The following is a 19,987-nucleotide window of genomic DNA, read 5'->3' as shown; positions in this document are numbered from 1 at the left end:
GAAAGCGTTAGGATCTGCGCACTTAACACGCCAGGAGCATCCTGTGAACGAGAGATCACCCGTCTGGGTTAAACCCATCGAATCCATTCCCACCATTCTAACGCCTGTCGCGGCAAGGCAGAAAAAACATTATGGCGCAGTGCTTAATCCGCTGCGCTGGTGGGGAAGAATGCCCCGGCTGTTCTGGCTGGTGGCGCTGTTTGTAGGCTTTCTGGAACGCAAAAAATCGCCCCTTGAGCCGGTGCTGCGTTCGCTGCTGATGACCCGCGTCTCGCAAATTTGCCACTGCGCCTTTTGCATCGATGCCAACGCGCTGCGCCTGGCGGAACGCAGCGGCGGGCTGGATAAGGTGCAGGCCGTCGCGACATGGCGCGACAGCAGCCTGTTCAGCGATAAGGAGCGCGCCGCGCTGGCCTATGCGGAAGCCGTTACCGCCACGCCGCCGGCGGTGGATGAGGCCACCAAAGCGGCGCTGCGCCAGTACTTCAATGACGAGGCGATTACCGAGATGACGGCGCTGATTGGTTTTCAGAATTTATCCGCCCGATTTAACGCGGCGCTGGATATCCCCTCCCAGGGATTATGCGCGATGAGAGGAGAAAAACCCGATGCTTGACCGTCACCTTCATCCGCGCATCAAGCCGCTACTCAACCGGCTGGTCGCAACCCTGGATAAACCGGGCATCACCCCGGATGGTATTACGCTGATCGGCTTTGCCATCGGGGTACTGGCGCTGCCGTTTCTGGCGCTGGGCTGGTACCTGGCGGCGCTGGTGGCCATTGTGCTGAACCGCTTGCTGGACGGGCTGGACGGTGCGCTGGCACGGCGGCGTGGATTAACCGATGCCGGAGGCTTTCTCGATATCGCCCTCGATTTTCTGTTTTATGCCCTGGTGCCCTTTGGGTTCGCGCTGGCCGATCCGGCGGTTAATGCGTTGCCAGCCGCCTGGCTGCTGTTTGCCTTTATCGGCACCGGGAGCAGTTTTTTGGCGTTTGCCGCCCTGGCCGCGAAGCACGAGATAGACAATCCAGGCTATGCCCACAAGTCGTTTTACTATCTGGGTGGCCTGACGGAGGGGACGGAAACGCTGCTGCTGTTCGTGCTCTTTTGCCTGTTCCCGGCGCATTTCGGGTGGCTGGCGTGGGTGTTTGGCGCGTTGTGCTGGCTTACCACCACAACGCGTATCTGGAGCGGGTATCTGACGCTGAAGGAGGTTCAGCGCCAGCCGGGATCAGAGTGAACTGTCTGGCCCGCGTTCACCGCTCACCACCGGGTTCTGCGGGTTGCTGCTCCACTCATACCAGCCGCCGTCATAGACACCGACATGTTTCCAGCCCATCGCCCGGGCATACATAAAGGTTTCTGATGCCCGCCAGCCGGTGCCGCAGTAAAAGGCTACCTGCTGATCCGGCAGAATGTTCCACTGCTTCCACATCCTGGCGATATCATCCGCGCTGCGCATGGTGCCGTCCGGGTTATGGAAATCCTCCATATGGGTCGAGTCGCTTCCGGCGTGGCCCCAGCGGGCGCCCTGGATTTCACCTTTGGGTTTAATGTAGCTGTAGCCGCTGGTGACGCCGGTAAACTCCGGCCACGAGCGAACGCTCACCAGCGAAGCGTCCTGACGATGCAGCAGGCCGCGGGCCTGTTCGGTGCTCAGCATCAGTTGCGGCTGACCGGGGATCGGTGCGCCAAAATCGGCGGCGGGTTTGACATTGTCGGGCGTTCCGCGCTCGACCGGCAGCTTCGCGTCATCCCACACTTTCCAGCCGCCGTCCAGCAGGCGTACATCTTTCACGCCGGCATACAGCATGATCTGCGCCACGCGCGCGGCGGCGTAGACATCGCGTCCGTAGAGGATCACCGTGGTGTCATGGCGGATGCCGTGTTTCGCCAGCATCGCCTTCAGATCGGCATCAGAGACCTTGTTCCACAGCGGCTCGCTTTCCACTTCGTTGGTATCGATATAGTCCGCACCGGGAATATGGCTCAGCAGATAAAATTTCGGCGCACCCCAGGCGGCTTCAATCACTTTCCACTCGACGGCAGGAGAGGCAGGGACCGGTTTTCCCTGCTGGAGCTGATGCAGCCACTGGGGATAGACCAGCTGTTCGAAATGGGCGAGACGCTGCAGGCGAGACGGGGCTTGCAGGGCATCACCGAGCAGGGTGATGTTGCTGAAGCCCGCTTCAGTCAGCCGCGCCTTCACAGCCTGGTTATCGCTGTCGCTGCCATATAACGCGATGGGAGTGGCCAGCGTCAGTTGATGCCGCATGGCCCAGGCTTTCAGCTGCGCCTCGGTCATGGCACCCAGCCAGCTGGCAGAGAGGTTAAGGGCCGAAGGTTCATGTCCGGATGGGCCGTTCAGCGTCTGGGGCCAGCCGTTGTAAAAGGCGCTGATGCGGGTATCGATCACCGCGCCTTTCTGCTGCTGAAGCTCTGCAAGTGTGAGGGAGGGCGCCATATCAGCGGCAAAAGAAAAGAAAGAGGCGAGACCTAACGCGGCGGTCAGCGCGGTCAGTTGAGAAACACGTTTCATCGAAATGCCCGTCGTAAGAAAAAAGAGCGGTGATTGTGGCAATCCTCCCGACAAAAAACGTTGCGTTTGCGCAGGTTGCCATGGGATTCAACGCCAGTTTTCCATCGCCAGCACCCGACCCTCTGCGGAAATATCCTCTTCATCGTGGGTCACCTGAACGACGGGAATGCGCCGGGCGCGCACTTCGGCAAAGACCCAGCGGCGAAACTGGTCGCGCAGCGTTTTATCCAGTCGGCTAAAAGGTTCATCAAGCAGCAGCGCCTGGGGTCGGGCCAGCAGCGCGCGCAGCAGGCTGACCCGGGCGCGCTGCCCGCCGGACAGCGTGGCGGGATCGCGCTGAAAGAAACCGGGCAAATCGGCGGCATCCAGCGCCGCGATTACCTGCTGTTTACGCTGCTCCCCTTTGATGGACGCCGGAAGCGCCAACAGCAAATTCTGTCCGACGCTGAAATGATCAAAAAGCAGTGCATCCTGAAACAGCAGACCCAGCCCGCGCTGTTCGGTGGGCAGCGTGTCGCAGCGCCGGGCGTTGATCCACAGCTCCCCTTCGGCGCGAAAATCTGCGGGCAGGGCGCCCACCATCCAGGCAAACAGCGACGATTTGCCGCTGCCGGAAGGACCCATCAGGGTGAGAATTTCGCCGGGCACCACCGAAAAACTGACGTTGTGCAGCAGCGCCGTCTGGCGCAGAGAGAGCGAAACATCCTTGACCACAAGCATTAACGTAACCCCTGTCGAAAACGGCCAACCAGCCGGGAAAGCAAAATGCAGGCGGCGAAAACCAGCATCGGCAGCAGCAGTTGCCAGAGCGCCTGGGCTGCCAGCACCGCGCTACTGCCGCCACTGCTGAGCGCTACCGCGTCGGTGGTGAGGGTGGCAAACCGTCCGCTCCCCAGCCACAGGGTGGGCAGATACTGCGCCACGCTGACGGAAAAGCCGACGGCAAACGCCGTCAGTGCCGGGCGGATCATCTGGGGGCATTTGATCAGCCAGAAAATTTTAAGCGATCCCCAGCCGAGGGTGCGGGCTGTCAGGATCATACGTGGATCGAGCCTGCGCCACGCCGGTTGCATCACCAGCAGCATCCACGGCAGCACCCATAATAAATGTCCCCACAGCACGGCGATAAACTGCCCGTCCAGCTGCAACAGCAGCGCCAGCCGGTACTGCCCGGCCACCAGCGGCAGGGCGGGAAGGGCCAGCGGCAGCCAGACCCAGAAGCCCCCGCGCTGCGGGCCCCATTCGAGCCAGAGGAGGATCATCCCCAGCGCTATCCCCGCTGAGAGCAGCCCCAGCGTCAGGCTCATCCCGGCCGTCTCCCGCGAAACGCTGGCATTGCTCGCCACCAGAACCAGCACCGCGATGCTGGCGATCCCGGCCAGGGGGAGCAGCAGGCCGCAGGCTCGCCCCATAAGCAGCGGACGCGGCATCGGGCGCTCCCCGGAGATGGCCGGAATGGTGGTGCGCCAGCGCCGCCAGCCGATAAATATCGCGATGGCAATCAGCTCCAGCAGCAGAAGCAGGATCACGCAGACCAGCATCCCCTTCGCCTGCTGGACGCTGTCCCCCTGCGTCAGCCACTGCCACGCCAGCACCGCCAGGGTGGGGGGATTACCCGGCCCGAGGATCAGGGCCACATCCACCACCGACAGCGACCAGGCGATCACTGCCAGCATCACCGCCCCCAGCGCAGGCGCAATGGCGGGCAGGATCAGCCAGCGCAGCGCCTGCCAGCGTCCGTAACCCAGCGAACGCAGGATCGTCACCTTTTGCGCCAGCTCTTTTTCCGGCAGCGAGGCGTAAATCGCCCAGACCACAAAGGCGCTCTCCTTGACGGCGAGGGTCAGCCCCAGCCCGATCCCGTAGCGATCCACTATCGGTGAACAGAGCGAACAGAGGCGGTAGAGTTCTCCCCCTTCGGCAAATATCAGCAGCACGCTGACGGCAAACGCCACGTGCGGGATCGCCAGCAGCCACGGCAGGTGGTTGCACAGGCGTCGCCAGCGGCTGCCAGGCCACAGCGCGGCCACCACCGCCAGGGCCAGCATCAGCGCCCCGGCGGCGGCAATCAGGGTGGAAACCAGAGTGGCGGCCAGCGCCTGCGGGATCTGCGGATCGGCGGCCAGCGCCCGCCAGTTCTCAAGGGAGAAGATCGGGGGCAGCAGCAGGCCGAAGGCGGGCAGCAGCGGCAGGTACACCGCCGCCATCAGCACCCAGGCAAGCCCGCTTAGTGGGTGCCGTAACGACGCAGCCATTCCTGCTCCAGCGCATTCACCCAGGCGGCATGTGGTTCAGCGAGCGTTGGCGGAAGCTCAGCCGGCATAAACTGGCGCAATTTATCCGCCTCTGCCGCCGGGAGTTTCTGTGGATCCAGCACAGTGGGATCGCCCCAGTTAGCCGGGTCCGCCTTGCGGATCTGTGCCTGCGGCGAGAGCAGGAAATTCGCGACAACTTTCGCCCCCGCGCTGGCGGAGGCGTTGGCCGGGATCGCCACAAAGTGTACGTTGCCGATCATCCCCTGCTGAAAACCAAAGCTGTAGCTGTCTGCGGGCAGCGCTTTGCTGGCCACTTTCTGCCGGGCGTGGGCCGGGTTAAAGGTGATCGACAGGTTTAAATTGCCGCTGGCCAGCAGGGCATCCATCCGCGCCGGTGAAGGCGGGAAGTCTTTGCCCTCGCGCCACAGATACGGATGTAGCTTATCCAGCCAGGCCCACAGCGGCGCGGTCACCTGGGCAAAGGTAGCGCTGTCCGGCGGCTGTTTCAGCGCCTCCGGCTGGGTGATTTGCGTCAGCAGCAGCTGTTCCAGAAAGGCGGTGCCGGTAAAGTCGGGCGGCCGTGGATAGGTGACGGTGCCGGGATGTTGAGCGGCGTACGTCAGCAGCGCCTGCGGGTCGGCCAGCGGTTGCGGCAGGCTCTTGCGGCTGGCGATAAAGGTCAGTTGTGCGCTGCCCCACGGAGACTCGGCTCCCTCGATCGGGATGGCAAAATCTTCGGTGACCGGTTTCGTGGTATCCACATAGCGCCAGTTAGGGAGCATTTGCGCCCAACCGGTCTGCAACAGCCCGGCGGTTTTGAGGGTGCGGAAGTTCTCACCGTTGACCCACAGCAGATCCACCGAACCGTTGGTTTTACGCCCGGCGCTGGCCTCGGTCTGGATGCGCTTCACCGCGTCGGCGGCATCCGCCAGACGGACAATCTTCAGGTTTATGGCGTAATGACTTTTCATCTCGCCGCTTACCCAGTCCAGGTAGCGGTTCACCGCCTCATCGCCGCCCCAGGCGTTAAACCAGACGGTCTGGCCCCGGGCATCCTCTTTGATTTTCTGCCAGCCGTCATCGGCCAGCGCGTGTCCTGCCATCAGCAGGCCCGTTAACAACATGCAAAAACGCACACGGCGCATAGTGCCTCTCTGTTATGAAGAAGTGCGGGAAAAGCGGGCGAACAGCCAGCGGGTGGTAAGCGGCAGCAGCCCCAGTAGCGTAAAGGCAATGACCACGCCGGGGGAAAGGATATCACGCAGCGCGGCGATCTGCCCCAGCTGGTGTCCGGCATTAAGATAGACGATCGCCCCTGGCAGCATGCCGAGCTGACTGACCCACCAGTAGCGCCACAATCCGATCGGGGCGATCCCGGCCAGCAGGTTGACCACAAAGAACGGGAACAGCGGCATCAGGCGCAGGGCAAAGAGGTAGAACGCCCCGTCCCGCAAGACACCGTCGTTAACCGTGCGCATTGGCCCGGCAAAACGGCGCTGCACCCAGTCCCGCAGCAGGTAACGGCTGCTCAGCATCGCCAGCGTGGCCCCCAGCGTCGAGGCGAATGACACCAGCACAATTCCCGGCCACAGGCCAAACAGCGCCCCGCCGAGCAGGGTCAACACCGCGGCACCCGGCAGCGACAGGGTAGTGACCAGCACATAGAGAAGGAAAAAGAGTATGGCGCTCTTCAGCGGGGCCTGCTGGCAGTATAGCTGCAGGGCCTGATGCTGCGCCTGAAGGTTTTCCAGCGTCAGCGTGCCGGGCGGCAGTAGCTTAAAGAGAAGGGTAAAAGCGCCCAGAAGGGCGCAAATAAGCAGGACTTTACCGCGACGTACAGCCATTTACTTCACGTCGAAGGTCGCCCAGACCGGGGCATGGTCGGACGGTTTTTCCATGCTGCGGATCTCATAGTCGATCCCGGTTTCGATGCAGCGCTCCGCCAGCGGGCTGCTTGCCAGCAGCAGGTCAATGCGCAGGCCGCGGTTATCATCAAAACCTTTAGAGCGGTAGTCAAACCACGAGAAGCGATCGTGGGTTTCCGGGTTAGCGTTGCGGAAGGTATCCACCAGACCCCAGCCCAGCAGACGCCCCATCCACTCGCGCTCTTCCGGCAGGAAGGAGCACTTCCCGCCGCGCAGCCAGCGCTTGCGGCTCTCTTCCCCGATGCCGATGTCCAGATCGGTCGGGCTGATGTTCATATCGCCCATGATCAGCACCGGATGATCTTTTTGCAGCTCCGTCTCCAGCAATGACTGCAGATCCCGGTAGAACTTCTCTTTGGCCGGGAATTTCAGCGGATGGTCGCGGCTCTCGCCCTGGGGGAAGTAACCGTTAATCACGGTGACATTACCCAGCGGGGAGGGCACTTCCGCCATGATGATGCGGCGCTGGGACTCTTCGTTATCCCCCGGGAAACCACGCCGTACCGAGACAGGCGCCGCTTTGGTCAGCAGGGCCACGCCGTAGTGACCTTTCTGGCCGTGATAGAAGACGTTGTAACCCAGTTTTGCCACCTCTTCGAGGGGGAACATATCGTCGTGAACTTTTGTCTCCTGCAGGCCAATGACGTCAGGCTGATGTTTTTCGACGATGGCCTGCAGTTGATGAGGACGGGCGCGCAGGCCGTTGATATTAAAAGAGACAAATTTCATAGTCGCTGCCAGTGCAAGGTGAATAGTGCAAGGATGGTAGCAGAATTTCATCCCGCTGACTGCCGCCGCTGCGTATGTTCCACCCATTACTGCAACAGATCCTGCCGATAGTGCAATTTCTGCACCGTTCTGGCGCGTTACGCCCTCCGATGGCGCGTAAAAGGTATACAAATTTCGCGAGCGATCACAATTCCAGAATTATATTTGGCCTATGCATAATATTTCTGTTTTTCCTTCGGTAAAGCTGCGCTTGTTGTAAAAATATTCACTTTTTATGCAATAACAGTGAATAAATCCATGTTGTAACCTGTTGATATTTCGTTGCCCCCTCCTGTTTATGCATTTTTATCGCTGGCTGGCACGAACGCTGCAATCTACATTCACAGGGCAAACACATAAATATTTAACATTTTATCAACCTTTTATTTACCGGATGAGGTCGCTATGTCTCTGTCAATTACGCGTGAAAACTTTGATGAATGGATGATGCCGGTTTACGCCCCGGCGGCTTTTATTCCGGTACGGGGAGAGGGCTCGCGCCTGTGGGATCAGCAGGGCAAAGAGTATATCGACTTTGCTGGGGGCATTGCGGTTAACGCCCTGGGACATGCTCATCCGGCGCTGCGCCAGGCGCTGAACGACCAGGCGGCGAAGTTCTGGCACACCGGGAATGGCTACACCAACGAGCCCGCGCTGCGCCTGGCGAAAAAACTGATCGACGCCACCTTCGCGGAAAAAGTGTTCTTCTGTAACTCAGGCGCTGAGGCCAACGAAGCCGCGCTGAAGCTGGCGCGTAAATATGCCCACGACAATTTTGGCAGCCATAAAAGCGGCATCGTCGCCTTCAAAAATTCCTTCCACGGCCGCACCCTGTTTACCGTCAGCGCGGGCGGTCAGCCTTCCTATTCGCAGGATTTTGCGCCGCTGCCGCCGGATATCCGCCACGCGGTCTATAACGATCTGCAGTCTGCCAGCGAGCTGATTGATGAGTCCACCTGCGCGGTGATCGTCGAGCCGATGCAGGGCGAAGGCGGCGTTGTGCCTGCCGATAAAGCGTTCCTGCAGGGGCTGCGCGAGCTGTGCGATCGCCACAACGCGGTGCTGATTTTCGATGAAGTCCAGACCGGCGTCGGCCGCACCGGTGAGCTTTATGCCTATATGCACTACGGCGTGACGCCGGATGTGCTCTCCACCGCCAAAGCGCTTGGCGGGGGCTTCCCGGTCGGGGCAATGCTCACCACCGATAAATTTGCCCGGGTGATGACCGTCGGCACCCACGGCACCACCTACGGCGGCAACCCGCTGGCATCGGCGGTGGCAGGTCAGGTGCTGGATATCATCAACACGCCGGAAGTGCTGAACGGCGTGAAGCAGCGTCACGACTGGTTTGTTGAGCGTCTTCAGGCCATCAACAGCAAAACCGGCCTGTTTAAAGAGATTCGCGGCCTGGGGCTGCTGATTGGCTGCGTGCTCACGGATGAATTCGCCGGAAAAGCTAAACTCATTTCACAGGAAGCGGCAAAAGCGGGCGTGATGGTCTTGATCGCCGGGGCTAACGTGGTGCGCTTCGCGCCTGCGCTGGTTGTCAGCGAAGAAGAGGTGCGGACCGGGTTAGATCGCTTTGCGCTGGCCTGCGAACAGGTGAAGTCCGGGGTGTCATCATGATGGTCATCCGTCCCATTGAGCGCGGGGATTTATCCGCCCTCATGCAGCTTGCCGGTAAGACGGGAGGCGGGCTGACCTCGCTTCCCGTTGATGAAAACACGCTCTCGGCGCGCATTGAGCGCTCCATCGAGACCTGGCAAGGGACGCTGCCGAAAGGCGAACAGGGCTACGTGTTTGTGCTGGAAGATACCGTTACCGGCACCGTGGCGGGGATCTGCGCCATTGAGGTGGCGGTGGGCCTGAACGATCCCTGGTATAACTACCGTGTGGGCACCCTGGTGCATGCCTCGAAAGAGCTGAACGTCTACAACGCGCTGCCCACGCTGTTTCTCAGTAACGATCATACCGGCAGCAGCGAGTTGTGCTCGCTGTTTCTCGACCCGGAGTGGCGCAAAGAGGGCAACGGCTATCTGCTCTCCAAATCGCGCTTTCTGTTTATGGCCGCCTTCCGCGATCGCTTTAATGAAAAAGTGGTGGCCGAGATGCGCGGCGTCATCGACGAAACCGGCTTCTCGCCGTTCTGGAAAAGCCTGGGCGAGCGCTTCTTCTCCATGGAGTTCAGCAAGGCGGACTATCTGTGCGGTACCGGTCAGAAAGCCTTTATCGCCGAGCTGATGCCAAAACATCCCATCTACACCCATTTCCTCAGCCCCGAGGCGCAGGCGGTAATTGGCGAGGTCCATCCGCACACCGCTCCGGCGCGGGCGGTGCTGGAAAAAGAGGGCTTCCGCTACCGGAACTATGTCGACATTTTCGACGGCGGTCCGACGCTGGAGTGCGATATCGACCGGGTGCGGGCGATCCGCAAAAGCCGTCTGGTGGAGGTGGCCGAGGGGCAGCCCGCGCCGGGTGAGTTTCCGGCCTGCCTGGTGGCGAACGAACAATATGACAGCTATCGCGCCACGCTGATCCGCGTGGACCCCGAATGTGAACGTCTGGTGCTGACCGCAGCGCAACTGGATGCCCTGAAATGTTGCGCTGGCGATCGTATTCGCATGGTGCGTCTGTGCCCCGAGGAGAAAACGGTATGAACTTATGGATTAACGGTGACTGGGTAACCGGCGAAGGTGAACTTCGCAGCAAACACAACCCGGTGGGGCAGGAGAGATTATGGCAGGGAGCGGATGCCAGTCCCGGGCAGGTTGAGCAGGCGTGCCGCGCCGCACGCGCCGCGTTCCCCGGCTGGGCGAAGCTGCCGTTCAGCGCTCGCCAGGCGATCGTGGAGAAATTTGCCACCCTGCTGGAGGCAAATAAGCAGGAGCTGACCAGCATTATTGCCCGCGAAACCGGCAAACCGCGCTGGGAGGCGGCGACCGAAATTACCGCCATGATCAACAAGGTCGCCATTTCAATCAAGGCGTACCACACCCGCACCGGCGAACAGCGTACCGAGATGGCGGACGGGGCCGCCACGCTGCGCCACCGTCCGCACGGCGTGCTGGCGGTGTTCGGCCCCTATAACTTCCCCGGCCACCTGCCGAACGGCCACATCGTGCCCGCCCTGCTGGCGGGTAACACGGTGATCTTCAAGCCGAGCGAGCTGACGCCCTGGAGCGGCGAGGCGGTGGTCAAACTGTGGGAGCAGGCCGGGCTGCCGCCTGGGGTGCTTAACCTGGTGCAGGGCGGGCGTGAAACCGGTCAGGCGCTGAGTGCGTTGAGCGACATTGACGGGCTGCTCTTTACCGGCAGCGCCGGAACCGGCTTTCAGCTGCACCGCCAGCTGGCCGGGCAGCCGGAGAAAATTCTGGCCCTTGAGATGGGGGGCAACAATGCGCTGATCGTTGACGATCCGGCGGATATCGATGCCGCGGTCCACCTGACCATCCAGTCAGCCTTTATTACCGCCGGGCAGCGCTGCACCTGCGCCCGTCGGCTGCTGGTCAAACGGGGTGCTGAAGGGGATGCTTTCCTGGCCCGTCTGGTTGAGGTGAGTGGGCGGCTGCTGCCGGGCGAGTGGGATGCCAGCGAGCAGCCGTTTATCGGCGGGCTGATTTCCGAACAGGCGGCAAAAAATGTCTATCACGCCTGGCGCGAACATGTCGCCCGCGGCGGCCAGTCGCTGCTGGAGCCGCGGCTGGTGAAGGCGGGAACCTCTTTATTAACCCCGGCAATCGTCGAGATGACCGGCGTGAGCGGTGTGCCGGACGAAGAGGTCTTTGGTCCGCTGCTCTGCGTCTGGCGCTATGACGATTTTGACCAGGCCATCGCGATGGCGAACGCCACACGCTACGGCCTGTCGTGCGGGCTGATCTCCCCGGATCGTGAGAAATTTGACCAGCTGCTGCTGGAGGCGCGCGCCGGGATTGTGAACTGGAATAAACCGCTCACCGGCGCGGCCAGTACCGCCCCGTTTGGCGGGGTGGGCGCCTCCGGCAACCATCGTGCCAGCGCCTGGTATGCGGCGGATTACTGCGCCTGGCCGATGGCAAGCCTGGAGACGCCGGCCATCGTCCTGCCGGAGCAGCTGAATCCGGGCCTCGATTTTACACGGGAGAAGCGTCATGAAAGCGCGTGAAGTTAACTTCGACGGGCTGGTGGGGTTAACCCACCACTATGCCGGGCTGTCGTTCGGCAATGAGGCCTCCACAAAACACCGCTTTCAGATCTCCAACCCGCGGCTGGCGGCAAAGCAGGGGTTGTTAAAAATGAAGGCGCTGGCGGATGCGGGTTTCCCTCAGGCGGTGATCCCGCCGCAGGAGCGGCCTAACGTCGCCGTCCTGCGCCAGCTCGGGTTTACCGGCAGCGACGAGCAGGTGGTGGAGAAAGCGGGCACCCAAATGCCGCAGCTGCTCTCTGCCGCCAGTTCGGCCTCCTCCATGTGGGTCGCCAACGCCGCGACGGTGGCCCCCTCCGCAGATACCCTCGACGGAAAAGTGCATCTGACGGTGGCGAACCTGAACAATAAGTTCCACCGCGCCAGTGAAGCTGGCACTACGGAACAGGTGCTGCGGGCTATTTTCCGCAATGAGTCCCGGTTCAGTGTCCATACAGCGCTGCCGCAGGTGGCGATGTTCGGCGACGAAGGGGCGGCCAACCATAACCGTCTTGGCGGCGATTATGGCGAGCCGGGTCTGCAACTGTTTGTCTATGGTCGTGACGAGGGGACAGGCCCCGCGCCTGCCCGCTACCCGGCCCGTCAGACTCTGGCCGCAAGCCAGGCCGTTGCCCGCCTGAATCAGGTCAATCCGGGCCAGCTGATGTTTGCCCAGCAAAACCCGCTGGTGATCGACCAGGGGGTGTTCCATAACGACGTGATTGCGGTCTCGAATCGCCAGGTGCTGTTCTGCCACGAGCAGGCGTTTGTTCACCAGTCAGCGCTGCTGCACGCCCTTGGCGATCGCGTGCCCGGATTTATGCCGATTGAGGTGCCGACGAAAGCCGTTTCGGTGCAGGATGCGGTGGCAACCTATCTCTTTAACAGCCAGCTGCTGAGCCGTGACGACGGCAGCATGATGCTGGTGCTACCCCAGGAGTCGCAGAACCATCCTGGCGTCTGGCGCTATCTGAATCAGTTGGTGGCCGAGGATAACCCTATCAGTGAGCTTCGGGTGTTCGATCTGCGCGAAAGCATGGCCAACGGCGGCGGTCCAGCCTGTCTGCGCCTGCGCGTGGTGCTTACTCCTGAGGAGCAGCGGGCGGTCAATCCGGCGGTAATGATGAACGATACCCTGTTCAACACGCTTAACGACTGGGTGGATCGCTACTATCGCGATCGATTGACCCAGGCCGACCTGATCGATCCGCAGCTTTTACGAGAAGGGCGCGAGGCGCTGGATGCCCTGACCCGTATTCTGCAGCTGGGCTCCGTCTATCCGTTCCAGCAATAAAGGAGGCGTTATGGAAAACTTTCTGGCGCTGACCATGGCTAATGAAACGCCCGCCCGACGGGAGGGCAAAGGGGCTTCGTTTCACTGGCGCTGGCTGGCACGCGGCGTGCTGGAGCTGATTCCGGAGGCAGCCAGCGAGCGAGCCCTGGTACTCTCTGCCGGGATACACGGCAACGAAACGGCGCCGGTAGAAATTGTCGACCTGCTGGTCAGGGCGCTGTTTCGCGGCGAACTCTCGCTGCGCTGCCGTCTGCTGATTATCTACGGGAATCCTCCGGCGCTGCGAGCCGGCAAGCGCTACCTGACCTGTGATATCAATCGCCTGTTCAGCGGGCGCGGAACGCAGTTCTCGGCCTGCGAGGAGACCGAACGGGCGGCGCTGCTGGAGGCGCGGGTAGAGGCGTTTTACCATCAGACCGGGCCCGATCGCTGGCATCTGGATCTGCATACCGCTATTCGCGCCTCGTATCATGAGCGCTTTGGCGTGCTGCCCCAGCGCAGTCAGCCCTGGGATGAGGGCTTTATCCAGTGGCTCGGCGATGCCGGGCTGGAAGCGCTGGTCTTTCATCAGGCCCCGGGGGGCACCTTCACCCACTTCAGCTGTGAGCGCTTTGGCGCCCTGGCCTGTACGCTGGAACTGGGCAAAGCGCTGCCGTTCGGCCATAACGATCTGACTCGCTTCGCCACGACTCATCGGGCGCTGTATGCCCTGTTGAGCGGTGAGGCGCCAGAGCAGCATGTTGATCCTGTCGAGCAGTACCGGGTGGTGCAGCAGATCACCCGCCGCAGCGAGGCCTTTGTGCTGCATATGGCCGCGCATACCCTGAACTTTACCCCGTTCCGTCAGGGCGTTTTACTGGCGGAGGACGGGGAGAAGCGCTATGAAGTACAAAAGCCGACCGAGTATGTTCTCTTCCCCAATCCGGCGGTGGCGTTTGGCTTACGCGCCGGACTAATGCTGGAAAAAATCCCCTGATAAGTCACAGCCCCGAAAAGCGTAACGCGGCGGGGCTGTTTATTTTCTGATTCATTTCTTCTGTCTCGCCGTTTACTGCAGATTATTCCTGGTTGTTTGCTTTATTATTAATCTGTTTGTCGGTATACTTCTCCACAATCTCTTTAAAATCATCTGCATGCATATTTTTGTTTCATCTCTCCACGCTTTATCCTTATTTTCTCCATATTTGACGATAATTTGTTTTTTACACTTTCACTGTTTTACCGTTGCTCTGACTAATTGACGATAAACCCCGTAAAGTTAATCTCGTCAACACGGCATAGCGCCGAAGAATAACTGAAAGGAAGGACAAAATTATGCGTAAATTAACTGCACTGTTTGTTGCCTCTACCCTGGCTCTGGGCGCTACCAGCGCGGCGTTCGCCGCTGATACCGCTACCACCACCACGGCTGCACCGACCGAAGGCAAAATGATGCATCACAAAGGTAAGCCGGGCATGCATCACGACATGATGTTTAAAGACCTGAACCTGACGGATGCGCAGAAAGAGCAGATCCGCGACATCATGAAAAGCCAGCGTGACCAGATGAAGCGTCCGCCGGTAGAAGAGCGCCGCGCAATGCATGACATCATCGCCAGCGACTCCTTCGATAAAGCGAAGGCCGAAGCGCAGGTTGATAAGATGGCCGAGCAGCATAAAGCCCGCATGCTGGCGCACATGGAAACCCAGAACAAGATTTACAACATCCTTACCCCGGAACAGAAAAAGCAGTTTAATGCCAATTTTGAGAAGCGTCTGACAGAACGTTCCGCGGCGAAAGGTAAAATGACCACCTCAGCCGAATAATCGGTTCAGCTATTCAAGACCGCCGGAGTCTTGTCCACTCAAGCAGATTTGCTGTGGGCAGGTCCGGCGGTTTTTTCTTTTCCAGCCTCTTGCCAGCCGCCGCCATCCCGGTATTCTCCTGTTATCGATTTGCAGAATGTGTTTGAAATTTCTGACGTTACTTTTTTTGTCGTCAGACTAAGGCCCACCCGCACATCTGCCGATACTGTTCTGCAGCGACCTAACGATAACAAACAATAAGCGACCGCCCTGGGCGGGGTGCTCTGGCGCGTATTGCGCCATTTGGAGTGGTGATGGAATTCTTCGATATCCGCAAAATGCCGATCAATCTCTGGCGCAACGGCGCGGGAGAGACGCGCGAAATATGTTGTTTCCCTCCTGCAACCCGGGACTTTAACTGGCGCGCCAGTATTGCCTCCCTTGCTAGCAACGGGGATTTTTCTGTTTCCCCCGGTGTTGACCGGGTGATCACCCTGCTGGAAGGGGGAGAAGTGCATCTGGATGGTGGAAAGGCGTTTACTCACACGCTGCGACGTCATCAACCCTTCAGCTTTGCCGGCGAACTGCCGGTCAAGGCGCAGCTGCTGGAAGGGCAGATGTCGATGGACTTTAACATCATGACCCGCCGGGATTGCTGCCGGGCTAAGGTGCGGGTGGCGGATCGCACCTTTACGACATTCGCGTCACGCGGCGGCGTGGTGTTTGTGCTGAGCGGCGCCTGGCAGCTCGGCGAAAAGCTGATGACCGCCGATCAGGGCGCGTACTGGCATGAGGGCGACCATACCCTGCGATTGCTTAAGGACGAGGGCACCCTGCTGTTCAGCGAGATTTTCTGGCTTCCAGGCCACTGAGCGGAATGATCTCATACTTGCCCGCCAGCAGCGGCTTGCAGAGGATTTTATACCCATCCTGATCAAAACCGGCGGGCGTGCGCAGCAGTTCCGCCGCCTCGTCCAGGCTTTCCACCGCGCCCAGCCAGAGCCAGTTATGGATAATGTGGTAGTGGGTCATCTCCGGGCGCGACTCTTTCAGCGCCACGGCGCAGTCCCACGGCCAGCAGGTGACGCCTATCGCCTGCAACCCCTCAACCAGCCGCTGCTGATGCTCTTCCACGCTCTCTTTCCCGCAGCACGCCCCTGCACAGCGCTTCAGGGCGGAGCGGAAACAGGCCCGCCCACGGCTTAACGACTCCAGCCCGAGCAGGCCGTAACAGAGCTGTCGCTCGTCGGCCAGCGTCTGTAAGGTTTGCAGCGCCGCCCGGCGGTTGGCGAACAGGCCATACAGGTTGGGGGTATGCGAGAAATCGACTTCGCGGGCATACACAATCTGCGGTTTGCCCTCAGCGATCTGCAGCGAGCAGAGCTGGCGATTGCGGCGTAATCGTTTATTGAACAGCGGCTGCTGCTCCTTGATTAAACGCGCTTCCAGCAGCAGGGCCCCCAGTTCGCCCGCGGTTTGAGTCCAGGTGATACGCCGGGACTGACGCAGCATAGCGGCCTCGTCCGGGGTGCGCAGATGCGACAGCACCCGGCTGCGGATATTGACGCTCTTGCCGATATAAAGCGGCATGGCATCGCTTTCGCCATGAAAGAAGTAGACGCCTGGCTGCTTGGGGAGTGCCTCAAGCCACGGGCGAAGATGTTCGGGATATTCATAGATTGCTGCCGCTTCGAATTCAAGCCGCGGTGCCGATTGACGCCTGCTCACAACATACTCCTGATACTGTTCAGGCATACAGTGTAGCAGCAGTGGTGTGGTTAAAAAAGAGGCGGCATAGGCCGCCTCGTCAGAATTACGCTTTCCAGAAGTCGTCGAACACCGTGATCGGCGGGCGACGTTTGTGCTCGGTCTTCAGATACCAGCCTTCGATAATGCGAGCGGTGCCTTCGTCCAGCGTCTTACCTTCCAGATAATCATCAATATTTTCATAGGTCACGCCCAGCGCAGCTTCGTCAGGCAGGGAAGGGCGATCGTCTTCCAGATCCGCCGTTGGCACTTTCTTATAAAGATGCTCCGGGCAACCCAGCGCGGCCAGCAGCTGTTTACCCTGGCGCTTGTTAAGACGGAACAGCGGGTTAATGTCGGTACCGCCATCGCCATATTTGGTGAAGAAGCCGGTCAGGGCTTCTGCCGCATGGTCTGTCCCCACTACTACGCCGCTGGTCATCCCGGCGATGCTGTATTGCGCCTTCATGCGCTCGCGGGCTTTTTCGTTACCGCGGACGAAATCGCTCAGCTCAATGCCTGCCTCACGCAGCGCTTTTTCGCTGGCCAGCACCGCTTCTTTAATATTGACGGTCAGCACGCGATCGGGCTGGATAAACGCGATGGCATCCTGACAATCCTGCTCGTCGAACTGCACGCCGTAGGGCAGGCGTACCGCGATAAACTGCAGGTCGTTGTTCCCCGTTTCGGCACGCAGTTCGCTGATCGCCATCTGGGCGAGCTTCCCGGCGAGCGTAGAGTCCTGACCGCCGCTGATGCCCAGCACCAGCGTTTTCAGGAACGGGAACCGGGTTAAGTAGGATTTCAAAAAATCGACGCTACGGCGAATCTCTTCTTCCGCATTGATGGTGGGTTTAGCACCCAGTGCCTGGATAATCTCTTGTTGCAGAGCCATCTAGCCCCTCCGTTACACAAATTTGCCTGATGAATGTACTGTTAAAGCTAACCCGTCATGGGGAAAACGACAAGGATCACAAATTTGAATGGAGCGAAATAGAGCGATTTAGCAGGTTATCTTTGTTTTGCAGGAATTTTCCGAAAAAACTTTGCCGTCACGCTTGAGGTTGAAAAATGTGGTTTTCTATTGCAGGCTTACTTAACACGCTGATAAACAAGAGGACGGAATATGAACAAGAACGTAGCAGGAATGTTAGGCGCAGCGGCCGTACTGACTTTACTGGCGGGCTGTACCGCTTATGACCGCACAACCGATCAGTTTAAAGAGCCTGTGGTCAAAGATGTTAAAAAAGGGATGAGCCGCGCTCAGGTAGAGCAGCTGGCTGGTAAGCCATCATCTGAAGTGACGATGATCCACGCTCGCGGTACCTGCCAGACCTATATCCTGGGTCAACGGGATGGTAAAACCGAAACCTATTTTGTTGCATTAGATGACACAGGTCACGTTATGAACTCTGGCTACCAGACCTGCGCGGAATATGACACCGATCCGCAGGCACCTAAAGCCTGATAACACTTTCCCTGAGCAGACCCAAACCGGCCAACTGGCCGGTTTTTCTTTATTCCCCTCCCTAATCTTAATTCTTATCGCGAATTATTTGCCCGAAATGTGAAGGTTGTCATAACTGCAGGTCAATGAGAGACAATTCTAAAACTTCCTGGATTACCACTGACATTTCCCTTGCCGTATACTCATCCCATCAGACCAGCCTGCGAGAAGGACGCCCGGTAAGGGTGCTGATGTCGCAGCTAACGCGGTGGCCATATAAGAGGGAAGTCATTATGGAAAAGAAACATATCTATCTGTTTTGCTCAGCGGGCATGTCAACATCACTGCTGGTGTCAAAGATGCGTGCGCAGGCCGAGAAGTACGAAGTCCCGGTAATCATTGAAGCCTTCCCGGAAACGCTGGCAGGCGAAAAAGGCACCAGTGCCGATGTAGTACTACTGGGGCCGCAAATTGCCTATATGCTGCCAGAAATTCAACGTCTGTTACCGAATAAACCGGTTGAAGTGATCGACTCTGCGCTTTACGGCAAAGTGGATGGTTTGGGTGTTCTTAAAGCTGCTGTAGCAGCGATTAAAAAAGCTGCTAATTAATTTATTTTTTATTTTTTCCCGTCAAAGAGCAATTTCACACACACTTACGCCGCAATATTATTGCGGCATTTAAGGGCATTTTCTATGAGTAGATTTATTGCTGCGCTTGAAAAGGTACTCCTTCCTTTTGCAGTTAAAATAGGAAAGCAACCGCATGTCAACGCCATTAAAAACGGCTTTATTAAATTAATGCCGTTAACACTGGCTGGGGCCATGTTCGTTTTAATTAACAACGTTTTTCTTAGCTTCGGTGATGGTTCATTTTTCTATTCATTAGGCGTTCGTTTAGATCCCTCAACTATTGAAACGTTAAATGGTTTCAAGGCCATCGGCGGCAATGTGTACAACGGTACGCTGGGTATTATGTCGCTGATGGCACCTTTCTTTATCGGAATGGCGCTGGCAGAAGAACGTAAAGTCGACTCGCTGGCCGCCGGTTTATTATCTGTCGCGGCCTTTATGACCGTTACCCCTTATAGCGTCGGTGAAGCCTATGCAGTAGGCGCTAACTGGCTGGGCGGGGCGAACATCATTTCCGGTATTGTGATCGGTCTGGTCGTGGCGGAAATGTTTACCTTTATTATTCGTCGCAACTGGGTGATCCGCCTACCGGACAGCGTTCCGGCATCGGTATCGCGCTCCTTCTCGGCGCTGATCCCGGGCTTCATTATTCTCTCCATCATGGGAACCATCGCCTGGGCACTCTCTCACTGGGGCACTAACTTCCACCAGATCATCATGGACACCATCTCTACACCGCTGGCATCCATGGGTGGCGTGGTAGGCTGGGCTTACGTGATTTTCACCTCCCTGCTGTGGTTCTTCGGTGTTCACGGTTCTCTGGCGCTGGCTGCGCTGGACAGCGGCATCATGACCCCATGGGCGCTGGAAAACGTAGCGCTCTACCAGCAGTACGGCTCCGTTGACGCGGCGCTGGCGGCCGGTAAGACCTTCCACGTGTGGGCGAAACCGATGCTCGACTCCTACATCTTCCTCGGCGGTACCGGGGCGACGCTGGGTCTGATTATCGCGGTGTTTATCACCTCCCGTCGTGCGGATTACCGTCAGGTGGCGAAGCTGGCCCTGCCATCAGGCATCTTCCAGATTAACGAGCCCATCCTGTTCGGTCTGCCAATTATCATGAACCCGGTGATGTTCATTCCGTTCATCCTGGTGCAGCCGCTGCTGGCCGCCATTACCCTGACGGCTTACTACATGGGCATTATCCCGCCGGTTACGAACATTGCACCCTGGACAATGCCAGCCGGTCTGGGCGCCTTCTTCAACACCAACGGCAGCGTAGCGGCCTTCCTGTTGGCGATATTTAACCTGGGTGTGGCAACCCTGCTCTATATGCCGTTTGTCGCCATCGCTAACAAGGCCCAGACCACCATTGATGAAGAAGAGAGCGAAGAGGATATCGCCCTCGCCCTGAAATTCTGATGTCGTATGACGCG

General features: G+C 59.0%; 20 protein-coding genes. 12 read left to right on the top strand and 8 right to left on the bottom strand.

The annotated features are described in order from the left end of the window. Positions 1 to 43 precede the first annotated feature (43 nt). Positions 44 to 616: a carboxymuconolactone decarboxylase family protein gene (locus DVA44_RS14285; RefSeq protein WP_246843578.1), complete on the top strand. Its 573-nt coding sequence runs from the start codon at positions 44 to 46 to the stop codon at positions 614 to 616. After that, a complete protein-coding gene (locus DVA44_RS14280) occupies positions 609 to 1,241 on the top strand; it encodes a CDP-alcohol phosphatidyltransferase family protein (protein WP_114387329.1) in 633 nt (210 codons plus the stop codon). The genes DVA44_RS14285 and DVA44_RS14280 overlap by 8 nt, the downstream gene beginning before the upstream one ends. Here DVA44_RS14280 and DVA44_RS14275 read toward each other — a convergent pair. From DVA44_RS14275 to xthA, 6 genes are all read right to left on the bottom strand, one after another. Further along, positions 1,233 to 2,540 (bottom strand): sulfurtransferase, encoded by a 1,308-nt coding sequence (locus DVA44_RS14275; RefSeq protein WP_114387328.1) that lies wholly within the window; start codon positions 2,538 to 2,540, stop codon positions 1,233 to 1,235. The two genes, DVA44_RS14280 and DVA44_RS14275, sit on opposite strands and share 9 nt — an antisense overlap. Positions 2,541 to 2,627: 87 nt before the next feature. Continuing rightward, complete coding sequence (locus tag DVA44_RS14270; RefSeq protein WP_114387327.1) at positions 2,628 to 3,260, bottom strand: ATP-binding cassette domain-containing protein; 633 nt, start codon at positions 3,258 to 3,260, stop codon at positions 2,628 to 2,630. Beyond that, a complete protein-coding gene (locus tag DVA44_RS14265; protein WP_114387326.1) occupies positions 3,260 to 4,795 on the bottom strand; it encodes a thiamine ABC transporter permease in 1,536 nt (511 codons plus the stop codon). Before DVA44_RS14265 ends, DVA44_RS14270 begins: the two co-directional genes overlap by 1 nt. Then, complete coding sequence (locus DVA44_RS14260) at positions 4,768 to 5,931, bottom strand: ABC transporter substrate-binding protein (protein WP_371413868.1); 1,164 nt, start codon at positions 5,929 to 5,931, stop codon at positions 4,768 to 4,770. The genes DVA44_RS14265 and DVA44_RS14260 overlap by 28 nt, the downstream gene beginning before the upstream one ends. Positions 5,932 to 5,952: 21 nt before the next feature. Continuing rightward, complete coding sequence (locus DVA44_RS14255) at positions 5,953 to 6,639, bottom strand: TVP38/TMEM64 family protein (RefSeq protein WP_114387324.1); 687 nt, start codon at positions 6,637 to 6,639, stop codon at positions 5,953 to 5,955. Beyond that, the gene (gene xthA / locus DVA44_RS14250) at positions 6,640 to 7,449 is read right to left on the bottom strand and encodes an exodeoxyribonuclease III (protein ID WP_114387323.1); all 810 of its coding nucleotides are present in this window, start codon (positions 7,447 to 7,449) and stop codon (positions 6,640 to 6,642) included. A gap of 444 nt (positions 7,450 to 7,893) precedes the next feature. Between xthA and DVA44_RS14245 the strand changes: the two genes are divergently transcribed. From DVA44_RS14245 to ves, 7 genes are all read left to right on the top strand, one after another. Next, a complete protein-coding gene (locus DVA44_RS14245) occupies positions 7,894 to 9,114 on the top strand; it encodes an aspartate aminotransferase family protein (RefSeq protein WP_114387322.1) in 1,221 nt (406 codons plus the stop codon). Further along, complete coding sequence (gene astA, locus DVA44_RS14240; RefSeq protein ID WP_103179276.1) at positions 9,111 to 10,145, top strand: arginine N-succinyltransferase; 1,035 nt, start codon at positions 9,111 to 9,113, stop codon at positions 10,143 to 10,145. The genes DVA44_RS14245 and astA overlap by 4 nt, the downstream gene beginning before the upstream one ends. Further along, the gene (gene astD, locus DVA44_RS14235; RefSeq protein ID WP_114387321.1) at positions 10,142 to 11,629 is read left to right on the top strand and encodes a succinylglutamate-semialdehyde dehydrogenase; all 1,488 of its coding nucleotides are present in this window, start codon (positions 10,142 to 10,144) and stop codon (positions 11,627 to 11,629) included. Before astA ends, astD begins: the two co-directional genes overlap by 4 nt. Further along, the gene (astB, locus tag DVA44_RS14230) at positions 11,616 to 12,941 is read left to right on the top strand and encodes an N-succinylarginine dihydrolase (RefSeq protein WP_114387320.1); all 1,326 of its coding nucleotides are present in this window, start codon (positions 11,616 to 11,618) and stop codon (positions 12,939 to 12,941) included. Before astD ends, astB begins: the two co-directional genes overlap by 14 nt. 10 nt (positions 12,942 to 12,951) lie before the next feature. Further along, positions 12,952 to 13,917 (top strand): succinylglutamate desuccinylase, encoded by a 966-nt coding sequence (gene astE / locus DVA44_RS14225; protein WP_114387319.1) that lies wholly within the window; start codon positions 12,952 to 12,954, stop codon positions 13,915 to 13,917. Between the two features lie 338 nt (positions 13,918 to 14,255). Then, positions 14,256 to 14,747 carry an ATP-independent periplasmic protein-refolding chaperone Spy gene (gene spy / locus DVA44_RS14220; RefSeq protein WP_103823832.1) on the top strand — a complete coding sequence of 164 codons (492 nt, stop codon included), beginning with the start codon at positions 14,256 to 14,258 and terminating at the stop codon, positions 14,745 to 14,747. Positions 14,748 to 15,040: 293 nt separating this feature from the next. Then, complete coding sequence (ves, locus tag DVA44_RS14215; protein ID WP_114387318.1) at positions 15,041 to 15,598, top strand: environmental stress-induced protein Ves; 558 nt, start codon at positions 15,041 to 15,043, stop codon at positions 15,596 to 15,598. Here the strand turns inward: ves and cho are convergent. Further along, positions 15,567 to 16,454 (bottom strand): excinuclease Cho, encoded by an 888-nt coding sequence (gene cho / locus DVA44_RS14210; RefSeq protein ID WP_103823834.1) that lies wholly within the window; start codon positions 16,452 to 16,454, stop codon positions 15,567 to 15,569. The genes ves and cho overlap by 32 nt on opposite strands. Before the next feature lie 85 nt (positions 16,455 to 16,539). Continuing rightward, on the bottom strand, positions 16,540 to 17,367 hold the full coding sequence (gene nadE, locus DVA44_RS14205) for an ammonia-dependent NAD(+) synthetase (protein ID WP_114387317.1): 828 nt from the start codon (positions 17,365 to 17,367) through the stop codon (positions 16,540 to 16,542). A 231-nt stretch (positions 17,368 to 17,598) separates the two neighbouring features. Here nadE and osmE point away from each other — a divergent pair, with 231 nt between their 5' ends. From osmE to chbC, 3 genes are all read left to right on the top strand, one after another. After that, positions 17,599 to 17,940, top strand: a complete 342-nt coding sequence (gene osmE / locus DVA44_RS14200) for an osmotically-inducible lipoprotein OsmE (protein ID WP_103179284.1) — start codon at positions 17,599 to 17,601, stop codon at positions 17,938 to 17,940. Positions 17,941 to 18,212: 272 nt separating this feature from the next. After that, positions 18,213 to 18,530 carry a PTS N,N'-diacetylchitobiose transporter subunit IIB gene (gene chbB / locus DVA44_RS14195; RefSeq protein ID WP_103823836.1) on the top strand — a complete coding sequence of 106 codons (318 nt, stop codon included), beginning with the start codon at positions 18,213 to 18,215 and terminating at the stop codon, positions 18,528 to 18,530. An 84-nt stretch (positions 18,531 to 18,614) separates the two neighbouring features. Beyond that, complete coding sequence (chbC, locus tag DVA44_RS14190; protein ID WP_103823837.1) at positions 18,615 to 19,973, top strand: PTS N,N'-diacetylchitobiose transporter subunit IIC; 1,359 nt, start codon at positions 18,615 to 18,617, stop codon at positions 19,971 to 19,973. The last annotated feature ends 14 nt before the right edge of the window (positions 19,974 to 19,987 follow it).

Source organism: Leclercia sp. W17 (assembly GCF_003336325.1).
In the GTDB taxonomy this organism is placed as follows: domain Bacteria; phylum Pseudomonadota; class Gammaproteobacteria; order Enterobacterales; family Enterobacteriaceae; genus Enterobacter.
The sequence above is the reverse complement of the archived record's forward strand: the minus strand, read 5'-3'. Positions and strand labels throughout refer to the sequence as shown.